The following is a 17,178-nucleotide window of genomic DNA, read 5'->3' as shown; positions in this document are numbered from 1 at the left end:
GCCACCAGACCCCCGGTACTCCATGGAAGCGGGGGTCGAATTCGCTCAGCCCAGCCGCTGATCGCGTGCGTCCTCGGTGCCTTCGCTGGCGGCCTTGGTCGCCGCCTTGGCGGCGCCCTTGCGGCTGGAAATCTCGACAGCCTTGCGGCCTGAGATTTCGTGGCCGGCGTCATCGGGCATCTGCCAGAAGAAATACGCCGACACCGCCGAGATGACCGCGACCACGAGGAACGCGGGTGGGAATACGCCGGCGTTCAGTTCGGTGACGTGCTGGTAGAGCATGGTCGATTCCACGGAGAACGCACCGACCGCGACGCCCGCGGAAATCGCCAATTGCTGGTTGACGCTGACAAGCGTGGTGGCGCGGCTCATCTGCGCCGGCTCGACCTCGGCATAGGCGACCGTGTTGATCGCGGTGAATTGCAGCGAGCGGAAGAAGCCGCCGACCACGAGGATGATGAAGATCAGCAGCAATGGTGTCGTTACGGTGAACAAGGCGCAGGCGGCAAGAAAGACCGCGCTGACGACCGCATTGACCGTCATCAGGTTGCGGAACCCGAAGGCGCGGATGATGCGCGCGGCCAGCGTCTTCATCCCCATCGCGCCGACGGCGGAAGAAAACGTGACGAGGCCGGACTGGAACGGCGTCAGGCCAAAACCTTCCTGCATCAGAAGCGGCAGCAGGAACGGCAATGCGCCGATGCCGAGCCGGAACAGGAAGCCCCCGACGATGCTGGCGCGCATGGTCGACAGCCGCAGCAGCGCGAAATCCAGCACCGGCGAGCCGGTCCGCCTCGCGTGCATGACATAGAGCGTCATTGAGATGGTGCCGAGCGCGACGAGGCCGGCAACGACAGGCCATGGCAACAGGCCGAGGCCGGCGACCGAGAGACCGAAGGCGATGCCGGCAAGTCCGATCCCGGCCAGCACCAGCCCATAGAGGTCGAAGCGCTCGGGGTCTTCGCTCTTGATCGGGTCGATGTACTTCATCGCCATGAAGATGCCGAGCAACCCGATCGGGATGTTGATCAGGAAGATCCAGTGCCAGGAGAAATAGGTGGTGATGAAGCCGCCGAGCGGCGGCCCGATCACCGGCCCGATCAGCGCCGGCACCGTTACCCATGTCATCGCATTGACCAGCGCGCTCTTGTCGATCGAACGCAACAGCACCAGCCGTCCGACCGGCGTCATCATCGCGCCGCCCATGCCCTGCAGGATGCGCGCGATAACGAAATGAGTCACGTTCTGCGACAGCGCGCAGCCGATCGACCCGACCATGAACACGCCGATGGCGATCGAAAACACCATGCGCGCGCCGAATCGGTCCGCGGTCCAGCCGCTGGCCGGAATGAACACGGCGAGCGAGAGCAGATAGGAGGTGATGGCGAGCTTCAGCGTCAGCGGGCTGGTGCCGATATCAGCGGCGATCGCCGGCAGCGAGGTCGCAATCACCGTCGAGTCCATGTTCTCCATGAACAGGGCGGTGGCGACGATCAGCGGGATCAGGCGTTCTTTGGTCATCGAAATCGGGGACCGGAATGAGGCGGGCAAGGGGCCTGTATCATCCGGGCGTCAGGCAAGCCATTGCAGAACCGCGCATACCTCCTAAATCCTGCGTGACGCTGGTATGCACCGCGCCAGCCGCTGGAGGTCCGCATGATCTATCTGCTTGCTGCCTTGTTGCCGCCGCTCGGGCTGCTGCTGAACGGGCAGCCGTTTTCGGCGATCTTCAACCTGGTCCTGATCGTATTTTGCCTGGTTTTCGGGCTGATTTTCCACGTCCTGCTGCTGGTGCCCTCGGCGCATGCGCTGATCGCGGTTCACATGAAGCGGGAGGACCGGCGGCACCGCGAGGTGGTGGAGGCGATCCGCCAGCACGGCCCGCCGCCGGGGTACCGGTCCTAGGGCCGCCGCTAACCCCTTGGGATTGCGGCTTTTCTCGAAAAACCTGTGCATAGCTGGCAAACGCTTTGATTCGGTGTTCCGTCATGCTATCGACCACCGTCAACCCCACCGATGGGCTTCGATTCGACGGCGATGCCGATAGCATCGCCGGAGGCGGCGTTCATCCATAGAACTGATCGCGGCGGTGAGCCGCCGAAAGGAGTTGGCAATGGCGCAGGGACTTCAGGGTATCCGTGAAGCCTTCACGTTCGACGATGTGCTTCTGAAACCCGGTCTCTCGGATATCCTGCCCTCTGAGGCCGATATCCGCTCGCATGTGACCCGCGCGATCCCGCTCAACATCCCGATCATCGCGTCCGCGATGGACACGGTCACCGAAGCGCGCATGGCGATCGCGATGGCTCAGGCCGGCGGCGTCGGCGTCATCCACCGCAATTTCGATCCGGAGGGGCAGGCCGCCCAGGTGCGGCAGGTCAAGAAGTATGAATCCGGAATGGTGGTCAATCCGCTCACCATCGGCCCCGACGCGATGCTGTCGGACGCGATGACGCTGATGACCGATCACGGCTTCTCCGGCATTCCCGTGGTCACCGGCGCTTCCAAGGGTGTACCGGGAAAGCTGGTCGGCATCCTCACCAACCGCGACGTGCGGTTTGCAACCGATCCGCGCCAGAAAATCTCCGAATTGATGACGCATGAAAACCTCGTCACGGTGCGCGAAGGCGTCAGCCAGGACGAGGCGAAGCGGATGCTGCACAAGCATCGCATCGAAAAACTGCTGGTTGTCGACGATCAGTATCGCTGCGTCGGTCTGATCACCGTCAAGGACATGGAGAAGGCGGTTGCGCATCCGCTGGCCTGCAAGGACGCGCAGGGGCGACTGCGCGCCGCAGCCGCGACCACCGTCGGCGAGGGCGGTTTTGAGCGTACCGAACTGCTGATCGATGCCGGCGTCGATTTGATCGTGGTCGATACCGCGCACGGCCATTCGTCCCGCGTGCTGGAGGCGGTCAACCGCATCAAGCGGCTTTCCAACGCCGTGCAGGTCGTCGCCGGCAACATCGCGACCAAAGAGGGCGCGCAGGCGCTGATCGATGCGGGCGCGGACGCGATCAAGGTCGGCATCGGGCCGGGCTCGATCTGCACCACGCGCATCGTCGCCGGCGTCGGCGTGCCGCAGCTCACCGCGATCATGGATGCGGTGGAAGCGGCGAAGAAGGCAAACGTGTCCGTGATCGCCGACGGCGGCATCAAATACTCAGGCGATCTGGCGAAGGCGCTCGCCGCCGGTGCCGACATCGCCATGGTCGGTTCGCTGCTCGCCGGCACCGACGAGACGCCGGGCGAAGTGTTTCTGTGGCAGGGCCGATCCTACAAGGCCTATCGCGGCATGGGTTCGGTCGGCGCGATGGCGCGCGGCTCGGCCGACCGCTACTTCCAGCAGGACATCAAGGACACGCTGAAGCTGGTCCCTGAGGGCATCGAGGGCCAAGTGCCTTACAAAGGCCCGGTCGGCAACGTCATGCACCAGCTCGCCGGTGGCCTGCGCGCCGCGATGGGCTATGTCGGCGCGCGCAATCTCGCCGAATTCCACGAGAAGGCGCAGTTCGTTCGTATCACCGGCGCGGGCCTGCGCGAAAGCCACGTCCACGACGTTACCATCACCCGCGAAAGCCCGAATTATCCGGGCGGAGCTTAGTTGATTATCATGGTCGATTGGTCAGACGACAAGATTGCCGCGCTTTCAAAGCAGGATTTGAAGAATCTGCTCGCCAATGCCGAGCGGAAATCCGCCGCCGAGATCGTCGCGCGATGCAAAGCCGAGATGGACAAGCGGGACACGTCAAGGCCGCGCAAGGCATCGAAGCCGCGTACCGAGCTGAAGGAGTTCGAGCACGCGATGTCGGAACAACTCGCCGAAATCGGCAAGGCGATGGCCGCGAAATACGATCTGTCGGAGGAGACCGCGAAAGCAAGATCGGTGGGCGTGAAGGGCTTCAAGGCGCACAAACTGCTGGACTCCACTGGCTATGCAAAACTGGGCGGGATGCAACGCGACGGTTCGGTTGCGGTCGACCGCTATATTTCATACCGGCGTGGCAAGGATATCGTCTCGATCGGGGTCTTCCTGCTGAAAGACCAGCCTGTCGAAGCCCATGAGTTTCACGTGATCGCGCCCCTGGCCGTGCTCGATGGTGGAAAGCCGATCGCGGAGATTCGCCCCACCGCGACGGAAGCGCAGAAGCAGACCGCGGATAGCGGGCTTGCCTTCACGGATTTGGCGAGTGCGGCGGCTGCGTTCGAGGCGGCGCTCTCCAAAATCGCGGCCTGATATTTTGGAGTTCAGGCGGTAATTGCGATCAAAGACCGTCATTGCCTGCGACAAACGCGAAGCGTTTGCGCAAGGGATCAAGTCGGAAGCAATCCAGCTCTTGTCTGGCAAGAATGGATCGCTTCCGCCTTCGCTCGTTGAGCTTCGGCGGACAACTCGCTAAGCTCGCCTTGACGAAAACAACAAGCAAAAATCTGGAGGAACCTCATGTCCCAAGGCAAACGCATCGTTCTCGCCTCACGCCCGGTCGGTGAACCCAAGCCGGCTGATTTCCGCCTCGAGGAATGCCCGGTGCCGACGCCGGGTGCCGGCGAGGTCCTCCTGCGCACCGTTTGGCTGTCGCTCGATCCCTATATGCGCGGGCGCATGAGCGACGGGCCGTCCTATGCGCAGCCGGTGCCGATCGACGGCGTGATGGAGGGCGGCACGGTCAGCGAGGTGATCGCGTCCAATAATCCGGCCTTCGCCAATGGCGACATCGTGCTGTCGCGCGCCGGCTGGCAGACGCATGCGATCTCCGACGGCAAGGGCCTGGCAAAAATCGATCCCAAGATCGCTCCGATCTCGACCGCGGTCGGCGTGCTCGGCATGCCCGGCATGACCGCCTACACGGGGCTGCTCGATATCGGCAAGCCGCAGGCGGGCGAGACTGTGGTTGTCGCCGCCGCTTCCGGCGCCGTCGGCTCGGCGGTTGGCCAGATCGCGAAGATCAAGGGTGCACGGGCGGTCGGCATCGCCGGCGGCAAGGACAAGTGCGCTTACGTCAAGAACGAGCTCGGCTTCGACGATTGCCTCGATCACCGCGAAACCGATTTCGCCGCGAAGCTGAAATTTGCCTGCCCGAAGGGCATCGACGTCTATTTCGAGAACGTCGGCGGCGCGGTGTTCGAAGCGGTGTTTCCGCTGCTCAATGCCTTTGCGCGCATTCCCGTCTGCGGCCTGATCGCGCATTACAACGATACGCAGGCGGTGGCGCCGAAATGGGCGGCGGCGATGATGCGCAACGTGCTGACCAAACGCCTGACCATCCGCGGCTTCATCGTCAGCGATTTCGCCGCGCGTCACGGCGACTTCCTGCGCGACATGTCGCAGTGGGTGCGCGAGGGCAAGGTCAAGCACAAGGAGTTTGTGACCGAAGGCCTCGACGGCGCGCCGGCCGCGTTCATGGGCCTTTTGAAAGGCGCCAATTTCGGCAAACAGCTGGTGCGGGTCGGGCCGGACAAGGCGTAAGCCGGCCAATCATCTCGGGAGATGATGAAGCATGGCGGGTATCCTTGACGGCAAGGTGGCCCTGGTGACCGGCGGCGCTTCGGGGATCGGCCAGGCGACCGCGGTGGTGATGGCGCGCGAAGGCGCGCGCGTCGCGGTCGCGGACCGCGCCGAAGTTGACGCCGCGGCGACGGTCGCGCTGATCAATGCGGCCGGTGGCCAGGCGATCGCCATCGGCGGCGACGTGACGCACGAGGCCGACGTGGCTGCGATGGTGGCCCGCACGGTGTCAGCCTTCGGGCGGATCGATTGCGCGTTCAACAATGCGGGCATCGCGCCGCGCGCCGTCGGCCCCGCGGGCCAGCGTTTGCACGAGCTCAGCCAGCAGGCGTTCGATCGCATGCTGGCGGTCAACCTGACCGGCGTGTTCCTCTGCCTCAAGCACGAAGTCGCGCAGATGCTGGCGCAGGGCAATGGCGGTGCAATCGTCAACACAGCCTCGATCGCGGGCCTGATTGGCCTTGCGACCTCCGGCCATTACGTCGCCGCCAAGCATGGCGTGGTGGGGCTGACCAAGAGTGCCGCGATCGAATATGCCGAGGACGGTATCCGCGTGAACTGCGTCAATCCCGGCTACATCACCACGCCGATGACCAAGGAGACGGTCGAGGAACGCGGCGAGCAAATTCTGGCAAAGGTGCCGATGCGGCGCATGGGCGTTCCCGGCGAGATCGCGGAAGCGGTGGCCTGGATGTGCTCGGACAAGGCGTCGTTCATGACCGGCGCGTCGCATGTGATCGACGGCGGTTACTACGCGGCTTGAGGCTATAAAAAAGCTCCGGACGATGCCGGAGCCTTTTAAGTTTCAGACTTCAGTGGAGGTCAGTACTTCGCGATGACAGGTCCGCCGAAGCGGTAGTTGATGCGCGCGGTCACCATGTCGACATCCTGACGAATGCGCTCGCTGTGATTCAAAGCTACGATAAACGCCGGATCGTAGGTGATGCCGACATCGCGGGAGCCCATGAACAAATGATTATATTCAAGCGCGAATGACCAGTTCGGCGTGAACCCATACTCGGCTCCGACGCCGACCACGCCACCCCATCGAGTCTCACTGCCGCGGGCCGCAATGGAGCCTGTTGGCAGCGGACCCTGGGCTCCCGTGAGGAAGATTTCGTACTTGTCCTGCGTGACCGCCGCGCCGCCCTTGACGTAGAGCAGGAAAGAATTCCAGGCGTAGCCGACCTGACCGGTGAACAGGCCGATGGCATCGATCCTGGAGCGGTTGGCAAAACCAGCGAGAAAAGCGTTCTGGGTCGGGTTCGAACCCGATAGATCCGCCCAGTTGCCCTGCGCCTCCAGTCCGAACACCCAGGCCGCGCGTTGCCAGCGATAGCCGACCTGGCCGCCAGCCGTCGCGCCGCTGGCGGTATGGCATCCTTCGGGACCGGAAACCGTGAACGGGGGAATGAACCCAAGATCGATGGTGAACGGATTCGCATCCCAGCACTTGCGGCTCCATGCACCGCCGCCGTTGACGCCGAGATAAAAGCCGCTCCAGTCATAGACGGCTGCGACGGCCACCGGGGGCGCCTTGGTGTAGGGGCGGGCCGCGAGATCGGCGGCAGAGGCGCTCACGGCGCTGAAAGCAAGCAAGGAAACGGCAAGCGCAAATCTATTCATGAAAGTCCCCGGGCGCGACACGTCGCGGTGAAATCGGGAACAGCGTAGCCGATCCTCTAGAGAGGAGGCTGTTCCTTGCGAGCAACACCTGCAACTATTCGGGTTGTCTTTGGAGCGTCACTGCCGAACAAGCGAAATCGCAGGACAGACGTTCGACTGAAGCCCTAGCTCTTCGATTTCGCATTGAGCAGTTCGTCCAGCCCGACATCGATCTGGCCGGCCGCTCGGACATGGCGGACTTCAAAACTGTCGGGCTGGAAACGATACTCCACCAGCCCGACTTCCTTGGCGCCGATGACTTCCTGCATCCGGTCCGGAATGATGAAGCCGGCGGACGGCGCCCAGACGTGGCGGGTGTGGCCAAAGGTGTAATCGCGCCGCTGATGAACGTGGCCGGAGGCGACCAGCCGCAGATCGACCGCCGCAAGCATCTCGATCAAACTTCTGCGCCGTGGCTGTGGAACATAGCGGATCGCCGTTTCCGCCGTTTCGGGATCGTCGGGCGTGTTCAGATAGAGCGGCTTGTGCAGGAACAGCGCGACCGGCCTGCCGTTGATGCGCCCAAGCTCTGAAGCCAGCCAGCCGAACTGCTCGGCCTCGCTCTCGATCCCGGTGTTCATGATCAGCGAGTTCAGCCCGATGAAGGTCCAACCCGCGGCATCGAAGCGCCAGCGGTCTTCGCCAATCACGGACAGATAATTCTGTCGCTCTTTCTCGGTCGCCGGTTGCTTCGGTGCTGCACCAACCGCGGTCGGGTTATCACCGACGTCATGGTTGCCCGGCAGATGCCGGCACGGCACCGGCAGCGCGTCGTGCAGTTCCTTGGCAAATTCGAGATCGCTGCGGCTGGTGGGCCCGTCGAAGGAGATATCGCCGCTGTTGATCACGAGATCCGGTCGCGTCGCGTCGATATGCTCGCCGACGCGGTGAAAATTGTCGGTGAGTTTCTGCAGGCGGCGGGCGAGGTGGGTATCGGAAATTTGCGTCAGGCGAAATTCGCTCATGCAGTAGTCCTTTCGGTCCGACCTTAACCGGATCCGAAGTCGGAACGATGACGGGGCCCGTCACCCCAACGTCCGCCGCCAGAACGCCAGCATATCCGCCTTGAATAGTTCGGCATCGCCGTCGCGGCTGCCAATCTGCGCGCCCTTGCGGCCATAGCCGGCTTTCAGCGCGTAGATCATGAGGTCGCGATCGGTCAGCTTGCTGTCCGCGACACCCGTGAGCGGATGAATGAAGGCGCCGTCATTGGCGATATAGGCCGTCGGCGCGGCGGGGGAGACGGCTGCGTCGGGGACGTTCTCGATACCGGTGCCGCGGTCAAAACTGTGCTGCGCGCCGCCGATCAGCCGCATCGTCGCCCTTCCGCCGGAGAGGCGGATGGCCTGGCAATGGCCCTGCACCTGCATCGGCGAGCACCATTCATCGGCATCGCCCATGATGACGCGGATTTCGGTTTCATCGACGGAGGGATCGAGGAACTGGTGGCCGCTCCAGGGATAGGCGGCCAGCACGCTGCGAAAACCGGCGCCGGCGCCGACCACCGCATCGGCAAAGCGGCGCGTTGCCGCCGTCAGCACCGCCGAGCCGCCGCGACTGTGGCCCTGTGCGCCGATCCGGGAGGCGTCGATCTCCGGATGATCAGAGAGCACCATCCAGGCCGCCAGCACGTCATAGGCGCTGGCGGCAAAGGAGAACTGGGTCTGGTTGGCGACCGTCGAGGTCACGTCGCGCGCGCCAAAGCAGTCGAGCACAAAGGCCGCAAAGCCGTCGGAAACTACGGTTTCGGCATGTTTGAGGTGCGAGGCGGCGACGCCGAGGCTGCCCGGCACCACCATGACCAGCGGCAGCTTTCCGTTGCGCTTGCGCTTGTCCGAGGCCGGCAGGAACAGCTTGCCGTCGATCGCAAGTCTCGGCAGGTCGGCGGAATTGCTGATGACGTGGAAGTAGTTGGCGGGATTGGCGGTAGGAATTTCGAAATTCTGTCCCTTGCTCTGTCCGTTGGCGCCGTCGGCGAAAACAATGTCCTGATCGCGAAATCGCAAGTTGTAACCCTCCCGCGGCTGCTCTTTTTTGGCGGCCGTTAGGGATAGAGTAAAGCGCCGGTTGTTCCCGTCAAAGCAAATGTGCCACGCGGTCTCGCCGTCTTTTGCGTCTTGATGCGTACGGGCAACGCCATCTGCATGTTGGCGGGCACATCGGCGCTGGCGGGGACGGCGATCGCATTGATTGTGGCAAAGCCGATCGTTGCGGCCGGTTGTGCGAGCGCCCGTGGGCCTCAGAGCACGCGGTAGCGGATCGCGTAGGCGTCATGAAGCTCTGACGTCACCGTGCCGCCATTGGCGGGGACGATGCCGTCGGCCAGATGCCACGGCCCGAACTGGCCGGATCGCGAGGGGCTTGCCGGCAACCGCATCCGGAACGTGCTCTGGCCCTGGCCTGGCAGGTTCAACACCATCATGCGTTCCGTGGTGCGGTAATCCAGCGTCACGGTTCCCCGCAGGACGCTGCGGCCGTCCGGGGTGGAGGCCAGCGCCTCCTGAACCTTGGCCAGTTTCTGGTTCCGGTCGGTCAGCAATTCGACCTGGGTGTCGGTGGCAGCCGCGAGCGCCGCCTTCGGCAGGCGGATTTCAAATTCGACGGCGGGCTTCGCCGGATTGAGGCCGAGATAGGCCAGCGCCGCGTTCCGCATGTCCGAGATCACGAAGGCGAGCAGTACGAGCACGGCGGAGGCGGCAAGCCCGTGCTTCACCAGATCGCGCCGGCTGCGGTAGCCGCTGCGGAAATAGACGGACAGCATGATCGCGACCGCCAGCGCCGTGGCGATTCCGGCCAAGGCCGACATGATCATGCCGAGGCCGCCGTCCGGGCTGTCGCCGAACAGGCCGGTGCCGGCCCCCAATGCCCTGAGGAAGGTAGACACGGAAGAGCCGGGCAGTTCGGCCGCGTTGGCTGCGCCGGTCACGATCGGGGAGGTGATGTTCATCGCTTGCTCGCGGGTTGCTTTGGGGCCGGTTCGAGCCCAGAACCATCGGAATTCTCGATAGTTGGTCGCCAAGCCCTGAGCTGTGGTTCAAACGGCTTGAGCTGTGGTTCAAACGGCTCGGGTGGCGGTTCAAGCGGACCTGGCGACAGCGGATTTGTCAGGCGAGGGGCGGCTCGTTATTGCTTTGAGGCTTGGCGCAGGTTTCGGGGGGAGATTCTCATGTCGGTTCAAATGGTTTTGCTGCCGGTCTTTGTTCTGGTCGGGCTTACTTTCTTCCTGCTGCTGTGGATGGTGACCGCCCGCACAGGGGCGGTGAAGGCCCGGGAAACCAGCCTGAAGGACATCGCGGCCGGGCAGCCGAAATACCCGGCCCGCGTGGCCCAGATCGGCAATTGCTTCAGCAATCAGTTCGAAGTACCCCTCCTGTTCTACTTCCTGATCGCGCTGGCGCTGCCGCTGCGCCGGGCTGATCTCTTCATCGTGCTGATGTCCTGGGTATTCGTGGTGACACGATTTGCCCATGCCGGCATTTTCGTCACCTCGAACAACATTCAACAGCGCAGCCTGGCGTGGTTTGCCGGGGCGCTGGTCGTGCTGGCGATGTGGATCTATTTCGCGCTCAAGCTGCTGCTTCTGATCTAGAAAGTTTTGAATGACTCCCGCTGCCCGGCTGTCCGCCGCCATCGAACTGATCGAGACCATCGACGCGCAACGCGTTCCGGCCGCAAAAGCGCTGAAGGAGTGGGGCACCGCGCACCGCTATGCCGGCTCGGGCGACCGCGCGGCGATTGCCGGCCTGATCTGGGACGTGCTGCGGCGGCGTGCGTCCAGCGCTTGGCTGATGGATGCGGACACGCCGCGCGCGCGCGTGCTCGGCATGCTCCGGCTCGAGCGCGGCATGACGACCGAGGCTATCTCCAATTTGTGCCACGGCGAACGATTTGCGCCGGAGCCGCTGAGCGGGGCCGAGCGATCGGCGCTGACCTCGCGCTCACTCGACGATGCACCGCCGTACGTTGCCGGCGATTATCCGGAATGGCTGGACGCACACCTGGCAAAAGTGTTCGGCGACGATCGCGTGGCCGAAGCAACGGCGATGGCGAGCCGCGCGCCGCTGGATCTTCGCGTCAACACGCTGAAGGCCAATCGCGAAAAGGTTCTGCCGCGGTTGTCGCACCTCGGCGCGCAGCCGACGCCGTGGTCGCCGATTGGCCTGCGCATCGAACTCGGCGCCGACGCGCGCAATCCCGGCATTCACGCCGAGGAAGATTTTATAAAAGGCGCCATCGAAGTGCAGGACGAGGGCTCGCAACTGGCAGCCATGTTCACGGCGGCAAAGCCCGGCGAGCAGGTGATCGATCTCTGCGCCGGTGCCGGCGGCAAGACGCTGGCGCTCGCCGCGATGATGCAAGGCAAGGGCCGCCTGATCGCGACCGACCACGACAAGCGCCAGCTCGCGCCGATCTACGAGCGGCTGTCCCGCGCCGGCGTCCACAACGCCGATATCCGCGCGCCGAAAGGCGACGCTGATCCATTGGCCGACATCAGGGCCTCCGCCGATCTGGTGCTGATCGACGCGCCCTGCACCGGCACCGGCACCTGGCGCCGCAACCCCGACGCCAAATGGCGCATGCGCCCCGGCGCGCTCGAAGTCCGCTTGAAGGATCAGGCCGAAGTGCTTGATCGCGCGGCCGCCCTGGTCAAGCCGGGCGGCCGGATCGCCTATGTCACCTGCTCGGTACTCCCTGCGGAAAACGGCGACCAGATCCGCGCGTTCGTGGCGCGTCATGAAGGGTTTTCGATTCAGCCACTGAACGAGACCGCGAGCGTGCTCTGGGACAAGGCGGAAGATTTTGAAGCGGCCGCGCTGAAGTCTGACGAGGGCTGGCTGATGACGCCACGGCGAACGGGAACGGACGGCTTTTTTGTCTCGGTGCTGAAGAAGGCGTGATCGCGTAGGGTGGGCAAAGCGCAGCGTGCCCACCACCTATCCGTTGTCTTGAATGGTGGGCACGCTGCGCTTTGCCCACCCTACAAAATCTCAATCCACAATGAACAGCTTCGCTCCCGTCTTCGTCGATGACCTGTGCGCGGCGTCGCCGAAATCCGACACCTGATAGCTCATGCCCGGCTTGAGCTTGAACGTGCGCCCGTCGCGCAGTTCGGTATCGAGTTCGCCTTCCAGCACGTAGAGCACATGCCCGCGGTCGCACCAGTGATCGGCGAAATAGCCCGGCAAATACTCGACCATGCGCACGCGCAGATCGCCGATGTCGAGCGTGCGCCACAGCGCTTCGCCGGTTTCGCCGGGATGTTTCGTCGCTTCCACCTGGCTCCAGTCGGTGACGGTGAAGGGCAGTGTTGGAATTTTCATGCGGGAATTTCCTGTAGGGTGGGCAAAGCGCAGCGTGCCCACCCTCTATCGACAGCTTTCATCGTGAAATGGTGGGCACGCTGCGCTTTGCCCACCCTACGAATCCGAGCCCTAATGCGCCAGATGATTGGCCGAGCCCTGCCTGATCTTGCCCCCGGCATCAAGCCGCAGATATTCGCAGATCTGCGCGCCGCGCTCGTTCTGGTAAAGCACGACGACGCTGTCGGGGCTGACATAGGTATCGATCAAATCGAAATGCAGATTGGGCCGCAGCTGAAACGCCTTGCTCCAGTACATGCGCAATTTGTCCTTGCCGCCCAGCGTGCCGCTGGCCTCGAGCCCGAGCGCCTGAATGCGGTCGGAGGTCATTTCCGCATCTTCGGTATAAAGCGCCAAGATGCGTTCGAGGTCGTGCGAGTTCCAGGCTGATATCCACTCCCGCCCGAGCGCGGCGAGGTCGGCCGCCGCGTGGTGCTGGCTCTGCATGGGTTCCTCCGTTTCTCCGCGATGTGCGCTCTGCAAATTGCCCGATCGGCTCTTGGGCACAGTTGGAGCAAATTAGGTCAATGATACTGACCTATGTAGATTTGTCCATCCCCTTCAGAAGAATGTGGGCTGGCCCTTTCTCGCGGTTGCGAGGCCGCCCCCCGTCGCGTATCTGCTTGCCATGACAGCCCCACAGCAAGCCCGCGAGCAGACCACCACGGTGGCCTCGGCGCATGACAAGATTCTGATTGTCGATTTCGGCAGTCAGGTGACGCAACTGATCGCGCGCCGGGTGCGCGAGGAGGGCGTCTATTCCGAAATCGTCCCGTTCCAGAAGGCCGAAGCCGCCTTCGACGAGATGAAGCCGAAAGCGGTGATCCTCTCCGGCGGCCCGGAATCGGTGCACGAAAAAGGCTCGCCCCGCGCGCCGCAAAAGATCTTCGATTCCGGCGTGCCCGTGCTCGGCATCTGCTACGGCCAGATGACCATGGCCGCCCAGCTCGGCGGCGAGGTCGAGGGCGGGCACCACCGCGAATTCGGCCGTGCCGATGTCGAGGTGAAAGCAGCGAGCAACCTGTTCGAGTCCACCTGGTCGATGGGCGAGAAGCATCAGGTGTGGATGAGCCATGGCGACCGCATCACCAAAATGCCGCCGGGCTTCAGTGTGGCCGGCGTCTCGCCGAACGCACCGTTCGCCGTGATCCAGGACGAGAAGCGCAAATATTACGGCCTGATGTTCCATCCCGAAGTGGTGCACACGCCCGACGGCGCCAAGCTGATCCGCAATTTCGTCCGCAAGGTCGCCGGCCTCACCGGCGACTGGACCATGCGCGCCTTCCGCGAGGAAGCGATCGAAAAGATCCGGGCACAAGTCGGCAAGGGCAGGGTGATCTGCGGCCTCTCCGGCGGCGTCGATTCAGCTGTCGCTGCGGTGCTGATCCACGAGGCGATCGGCGATCAGCTCACCTGCGTGTTCGTCGATCACGGCATGCTGCGGCTTGATGAAGCCAAGACCGTCGTCGACCTGTTCCGGCACCACTACAACATTCCGCTGGTGCACGTTGATGCCTCAAAGCAATTCCTCGGCGAACTCGCAGGGGTCACCGACCCCGAAATCAAGCGCAAGACCATCGGCCGCCTGTTCATCGACGTGTTCGACGCGGAAGCCAAGAAAATCGGCGGCGCGGATTTCCTCGCGCAAGGAACGCTCTACCCTGATGTGATCGAGAGCGTCTCCTTCACCGGCGGCCCGTCGGTGACCATCAAGTCGCACCACAATGTCGGCGGTCTCCCTGAGCGCATGAACATGAAGCTGGTCGAGCCCTTGCGCGAATTGTTCAAGGACGAGGTCCGCGTCTTGGGCCGCGAACTCGGCCTGCCCGAAATCTTCGTCGGCCGGCATCCGTTCCCGGGCCCCGGTCTCGCCATCCGCTGCCCCGGCGACATCACGAAGGAAAAGCTCGACATCCTGCGCCAGGCCGACGCCGTCTACATCGACCAGATCCGAAAAGCCGGCCTCTACGACACCATCTGGCAGGCCTTCGCCGTGCTGCTGCCGGTGAAGACGGTGGGCGTGATGGGCGACGGCCGGACTTACGAATATGTCGTGGGCTTGCGCGCCGTGACTTCCACGGACGGCATGACCGCCGACTTCTACGCTTTCGACATGAAGTTCCTCGGCGAAACCGCGACGCGGATCATCAACGAGGTGAAGGGGGTCAATCGGGTGGTGTACGACGTGACGTCAAAGCCGCCGGGGACGATCGAGTGGGAGTAGCACGCGTGGCATAGCCGCGCTTCGAACATCTGGAAAAATTTGCGGAGCGATGTCGGATTTCCGACAGGTTCGTTCGTCGTCCCGATGAGAGGCCAAAGCGGCCCACTCAAATAGGGAGACAGACGATGCGGGTCATGGTGTTCGTGAAAGCCACCGGGGACAGCGACGCCCCGGGGCGGGGAACGCGGGAAGCTCGGCGTCGCCTAGGTTTGACCTCACAAATAGAAGCACCAGGATGCGCGTGCCGAATGGCGGAGAATGGTAGAAAGCCGACCTCCGGTTGTTGGTCACACAGACAAAGCGGCGCGCAGATTGTGTCCAGCCTCACTTCCGCGCAACGTCGGCTAAAACTATTCTGGAAAAGCTGCGGTGGAGAATTGTAACATGGCGAAGCTCGTCTTCGGAATGAACCTGTCCTTGGACGGCTACGTCGACCATCAGGAATTTGCGCCAGGTCCCGTGCTCTTTCGTCACTGGATCGAGCTAGTGCGCGGCCTGACGGGCAGCGTGTACGGCCGCCGCATGTACGAGATCATGCGCTATTGGGACGAAGACCATCCTGAGTGGACCCCGGAGGAACGCGACTTCGCGGCGGCGTGGCGGCGCCAACCGAAGTGGGTCGTATCACGATCGTTGAAGTCAGTCGGCCCCAACGCCACTCTCGTCGAGGATGACTTCGAGGCGGTGATACGTGAGCTAAAGGCTCAGCTCGTTGGCGAGATTGACGTTTCCGGACCAGACCTTGCAAGAAGCCTAACCGACCTTGGTCTTATTGATGAGTATCAACTCTACCTTCATCCCGTCGTGCTTGGTCGCGGCAAGCCATTCTTCGCTGGTCCCCGGCCACCGCTTCGCCTTGTGGCCAGCGATCAAATAGGCGAGGACGTGATTAGGTTGACATACGCACCTGCTTAATTCCACGATTCGCTCGACGGACTGCGCGGACACGTGAGGTCCGCTTGCTCGTCCGCTTTGTGAGTCTACAGCAAGCGTAGCCCGGGTGAGCGCAGCGATACCCGGGACCGCGCCACCCCGCATATCGCTGCGCTCATGCGGGCTACGAAGCTGCTCGCGGCGCCGGTCACGCCTGCTGAAACGCCGGCTGCACCCCACGCACCGCCATGTTACGACACCGTGTCGTTCCTCCGGAGTAAGCCTTCATGTCCGTCACGACCGCCACAAATCAGTTCACCCCGACCGCCGCCGAGACCGATCCGCAAGCGCTCCGCTGGATGCAGGGCTTTCCGCCGCCGCCGGATAAAACCATCATCTTCCAGGACGGATCGTTCCGCAGCTTTCCCGAATTGCGCTGGGCCTGGAGCAATATCCGCCAACTCGTGCCGACGGTGAATGTCTGGCGCGGGGCAGGGCCCGCGTCGGTGTTGCCGCGCGAGGAGCACGATATCGGCGCGTCCGCGTCGGTCACCATGGATGGGCGGCCGATGACGTTCGAGCGCATGCTCGAGGAGACCTATGCCGACGGCATCGCCGTGCTGCACCGGGGTAGACTGATCTACGAGCGTTATTTCGGTGCACTGAAGCCGCACAAGCCGCATATTTCGATGTCGGTGACGAAATCGTTCACCGGCACGCTCGCCGGCGTCCTGATCGCGGAGGGCAAGATCGATCCGCAGGCGCCGGTCACGGACTACGTGCCGGAATTGAGGACAAGCGCGTTCGGCGACGCACGCGTGCACGAGGCGATGGATATGACCACGGGCCTCGAATACACGGAAGTTTATACCGACAAGAATTCCGGCGTGTTTGGGCTGCGGCGGGCGAACGGCATGGCGCCGATCGAGCCCGGCTATGAAGGCGCGACCAATATTTTCGATTTCCTGTGCGCGCAGAAGAAGCAGGGCGAGCACGGCAAAGCGTTCGCCTACAAGACCGTCAATTCCGACGTGCTGGCTTTTATTTGCCGGCGCGCGAGTGGCATGACGCTGTCCGATCTGCTTTCGATGCGCATCTGGAGTCCGATGGGCGCGGAAGAGGACGCGCATTATCACGTCGACCGCATCGGTACCGAAAGCGGCGGCGGCGGGCTTTCGACGACGCTGCGCGACCTCGCCCGCTTCGGCGAGACGATCCGCAATCACGGCCGCTTCAACGGCCGCCAGATCGTGCCGTCGGTGGTGGTGGAAGACATCGCCCGCGGCGGCGATCCCGCAAAATTCAAACCGGCCGGCTACACGACGTTGCCCGGCGCGTCGTACCGCAATCAATGGTGGGTCACGCACAATGCGCATGGCGCCTTCATGGCGCGCGGCATTCACGGGCAGGGCATCTATATCGATCCGAAAGCCGAAATGGTGATCGCCCGCTATGCCTCGCATCCGGCGGCGGGAAACGCCGCCAACGACCCGGTGACGCTGCCGGCTTACATGGCGCTGGCGAGGGATTTGATGGCGGGAGGCTGACGC

At 63.3% G+C, this 17,178-nt stretch carries 17 protein-coding genes; 10 read left to right on the top strand and 7 right to left on the bottom strand.

All coding sequences use genetic code 11. The features are described from left to right. Positions 1-45: 45 nt before the first annotated feature. Positions 46-1,521, bottom strand: a complete 1,476-nt coding sequence (locus ACVWVY_RS31945) for a DHA2 family efflux MFS transporter permease subunit (protein ID WP_456630110.1) — start codon at positions 1,519-1,521, stop codon at positions 46-48. 135 nt (positions 1,522-1,656) lie between these two features. Between ACVWVY_RS31945 and ACVWVY_RS31940 the strand changes: the two genes are divergently transcribed. From ACVWVY_RS31940 to ACVWVY_RS31920, 5 genes are all read left to right on the top strand, one after another. Then, positions 1,657-1,905, top strand: a complete 249-nt coding sequence (locus ACVWVY_RS31940; protein WP_456630109.1) for a hypothetical protein — start codon at positions 1,657-1,659, stop codon at positions 1,903-1,905. A gap of 208 nt (positions 1,906-2,113) precedes the next feature. Further along, on the top strand, positions 2,114-3,604 hold the full coding sequence (gene guaB, locus ACVWVY_RS31935) for an IMP dehydrogenase (protein WP_456630108.1): 1,491 nt from the start codon (positions 2,114-2,116) through the stop codon (positions 3,602-3,604). A 9-nt stretch (positions 3,605-3,613) separates the two neighbouring features. Next, entirely contained in the window at positions 3,614-4,237 is a 624-nt protein-coding gene (locus tag ACVWVY_RS31930) for a hypothetical protein (protein ID WP_456630107.1), read from the top strand. Between the two features lie 207 nt (positions 4,238-4,444). Then, positions 4,445-5,467, top strand: coding sequence for an NADP-dependent oxidoreductase (locus ACVWVY_RS31925; RefSeq protein WP_456630106.1), 1,023 nt, complete (start codon positions 4,445-4,447; stop codon positions 5,465-5,467). A 31-nt stretch (positions 5,468-5,498) separates the two neighbouring features. Then, positions 5,499-6,269 carry an SDR family NAD(P)-dependent oxidoreductase gene (locus ACVWVY_RS31920; protein WP_456630105.1) on the top strand — a complete coding sequence of 257 codons (771 nt, stop codon included), beginning with the start codon at positions 5,499-5,501 and terminating at the stop codon, positions 6,267-6,269. A 59-nt stretch (positions 6,270-6,328) separates the two neighbouring features. On the opposite strand, the gene ACVWVY_RS31915 is transcribed toward ACVWVY_RS31920, so the two are convergent. The 4 genes from ACVWVY_RS31915 to ACVWVY_RS31900 all read right to left on the bottom strand — a co-directional run bounded on the left by ACVWVY_RS31915 (position 6,329) and on the right by ACVWVY_RS31900 (position 10,118). Further along, positions 6,329-7,132, bottom strand: a complete 804-nt coding sequence (locus tag ACVWVY_RS31915; RefSeq protein WP_456630104.1) for an outer membrane protein — start codon at positions 7,130-7,132, stop codon at positions 6,329-6,331. A 164-nt stretch (positions 7,133-7,296) separates the two neighbouring features. Continuing rightward, positions 7,297-8,136, bottom strand: coding sequence for a metallophosphoesterase family protein (locus tag ACVWVY_RS31910; RefSeq protein WP_456630103.1), 840 nt, complete (start codon positions 8,134-8,136; stop codon positions 7,297-7,299). A gap of 60 nt (positions 8,137-8,196) precedes the next feature. Beyond that, the gene (locus ACVWVY_RS31905) at positions 8,197-9,177 is read right to left on the bottom strand and encodes a dienelactone hydrolase family protein (protein WP_456630102.1); all 981 of its coding nucleotides are present in this window, start codon (positions 9,175-9,177) and stop codon (positions 8,197-8,199) included. Positions 9,178-9,410: 233 nt separating this feature from the next. Then, complete coding sequence (locus tag ACVWVY_RS31900; RefSeq protein WP_456630101.1) at positions 9,411-10,118, bottom strand: acriflavin resistance protein; 708 nt, start codon at positions 10,116-10,118, stop codon at positions 9,411-9,413. 219 nt (positions 10,119-10,337) lie between these two features. Between ACVWVY_RS31900 and ACVWVY_RS31895 the strand changes: the two genes are divergently transcribed. Next, entirely contained in the window at positions 10,338-10,760 is a 423-nt protein-coding gene (locus ACVWVY_RS31895) for an MAPEG family protein (protein WP_456630100.1), read from the top strand. 10 nt (positions 10,761-10,770) lie between these two features. Beyond that, the gene (locus ACVWVY_RS31890) at positions 10,771-12,069 is read left to right on the top strand and encodes an RsmB/NOP family class I SAM-dependent RNA methyltransferase (protein WP_456630099.1); all 1,299 of its coding nucleotides are present in this window, start codon (positions 10,771-10,773) and stop codon (positions 12,067-12,069) included. Positions 12,070-12,159: 90 nt separating this feature from the next. Here ACVWVY_RS31890 and ACVWVY_RS31885 read toward each other — a convergent pair whose 3' ends face one another. Together ACVWVY_RS31885 and ACVWVY_RS31880 are read right to left on the bottom strand one after the other, a co-directional pair. After that, positions 12,160-12,492, bottom strand: a complete 333-nt coding sequence (locus ACVWVY_RS31885; RefSeq protein WP_456630098.1) for a DHCW motif cupin fold protein — start codon at positions 12,490-12,492, stop codon at positions 12,160-12,162. A gap of 111 nt (positions 12,493-12,603) precedes the next feature. Then, positions 12,604-12,978 carry a nuclear transport factor 2 family protein gene (locus tag ACVWVY_RS31880; protein ID WP_456630097.1) on the bottom strand — a complete coding sequence of 125 codons (375 nt, stop codon included), beginning with the start codon at positions 12,976-12,978 and terminating at the stop codon, positions 12,604-12,606. Between the two features lie 181 nt (positions 12,979-13,159). Between ACVWVY_RS31880 and guaA the strand changes: the two genes are divergently transcribed. The 3 genes from guaA to ACVWVY_RS31865 all read left to right on the top strand — a co-directional run bounded on the left by guaA (position 13,160) and on the right by ACVWVY_RS31865 (position 17,175). Further along, the gene (gene guaA, locus ACVWVY_RS31875; RefSeq protein ID WP_456630096.1) at positions 13,160-14,755 is read left to right on the top strand and encodes a glutamine-hydrolyzing GMP synthase; all 1,596 of its coding nucleotides are present in this window, start codon (positions 13,160-13,162) and stop codon (positions 14,753-14,755) included. A 384-nt stretch (positions 14,756-15,139) separates the two neighbouring features. Beyond that, entirely contained in the window at positions 15,140-15,670 is a 531-nt protein-coding gene (locus tag ACVWVY_RS31870; RefSeq protein ID WP_456630095.1) for a dihydrofolate reductase family protein, read from the top strand. A 245-nt stretch (positions 15,671-15,915) separates the two neighbouring features. Next, positions 15,916-17,175 carry a serine hydrolase domain-containing protein gene (locus tag ACVWVY_RS31865; RefSeq protein WP_456630094.1) on the top strand — a complete coding sequence of 420 codons (1,260 nt, stop codon included), beginning with the start codon at positions 15,916-15,918 and terminating at the stop codon, positions 17,173-17,175. The last annotated feature ends 3 nt before the right edge of the window (positions 17,176-17,178 follow it).

This window comes from Bradyrhizobium sp. URHC0002, assembly GCF_054059515.1.
The sequence above is the reverse complement of the archived record's forward strand: the minus strand, read 5'-3'. Positions and strand labels throughout refer to the sequence as shown.

What these genes read in the sequence shown, in the direction of transcription:
- ACVWVY_RS31945 (WP_456630110.1), bottom strand. Translation starts at nt 1,521, where the DNA reads ATGACCAAAGAACGCCTGATCCCGCTGATCGTCGCCACCGCCCTGTTC.
- ACVWVY_RS31940 (WP_456630109.1), top strand. Translation starts at nt 1,657, where the DNA reads ATGATCTATCTGCTTGCTGCCTTGTTGCCGCCGCTCGGGCTGCTGCTG.
- guaB (WP_456630108.1), top strand. Translation starts at nt 2,114, where the DNA reads ATGGCGCAGGGACTTCAGGGTATCCGTGAAGCCTTCACGTTCGACGAT.
- ACVWVY_RS31930 (WP_456630107.1), top strand. Translation starts at nt 3,614, where the DNA reads ATGGTCGATTGGTCAGACGACAAGATTGCCGCGCTTTCAAAGCAGGAT.
- ACVWVY_RS31925 (WP_456630106.1), top strand. Translation starts at nt 4,445, where the DNA reads ATGTCCCAAGGCAAACGCATCGTTCTCGCCTCACGCCCGGTCGGTGAA.
- ACVWVY_RS31920 (WP_456630105.1), top strand. Translation starts at nt 5,499, where the DNA reads ATGGCGGGTATCCTTGACGGCAAGGTGGCCCTGGTGACCGGCGGCGCT.
- ACVWVY_RS31915 (WP_456630104.1), bottom strand. Translation starts at nt 7,132, where the DNA reads ATGAATAGATTTGCGCTTGCCGTTTCCTTGCTTGCTTTCAGCGCCGTG.
- ACVWVY_RS31910 (WP_456630103.1), bottom strand. Translation starts at nt 8,136, where the DNA reads ATGAGCGAATTTCGCCTGACGCAAATTTCCGATACCCACCTCGCCCGC.
- ACVWVY_RS31900 (WP_456630101.1), bottom strand. Translation starts at nt 10,118, where the DNA reads ATGAACATCACCTCCCCGATCGTGACCGGCGCAGCCAACGCGGCCGAA.
- ACVWVY_RS31895 (WP_456630100.1), top strand. Translation starts at nt 10,338, where the DNA reads ATGTCGGTTCAAATGGTTTTGCTGCCGGTCTTTGTTCTGGTCGGGCTT.
- ACVWVY_RS31890 (WP_456630099.1), top strand. Translation starts at nt 10,771, where the DNA reads ATGACTCCCGCTGCCCGGCTGTCCGCCGCCATCGAACTGATCGAGACC.
- ACVWVY_RS31885 (WP_456630098.1), bottom strand. Translation starts at nt 12,492, where the DNA reads ATGAAAATTCCAACACTGCCCTTCACCGTCACCGACTGGAGCCAGGTG.
- ACVWVY_RS31880 (WP_456630097.1), bottom strand. Translation starts at nt 12,978, where the DNA reads ATGCAGAGCCAGCACCACGCGGCGGCCGACCTCGCCGCGCTCGGGCGG.
- guaA (WP_456630096.1), top strand. Translation starts at nt 13,160, where the DNA reads ATGACAGCCCCACAGCAAGCCCGCGAGCAGACCACCACGGTGGCCTCG.
- ACVWVY_RS31870 (WP_456630095.1), top strand. Translation starts at nt 15,140, where the DNA reads ATGGCGAAGCTCGTCTTCGGAATGAACCTGTCCTTGGACGGCTACGTC.
- ACVWVY_RS31865 (WP_456630094.1), top strand. Translation starts at nt 15,916, where the DNA reads ATGTCCGTCACGACCGCCACAAATCAGTTCACCCCGACCGCCGCCGAG.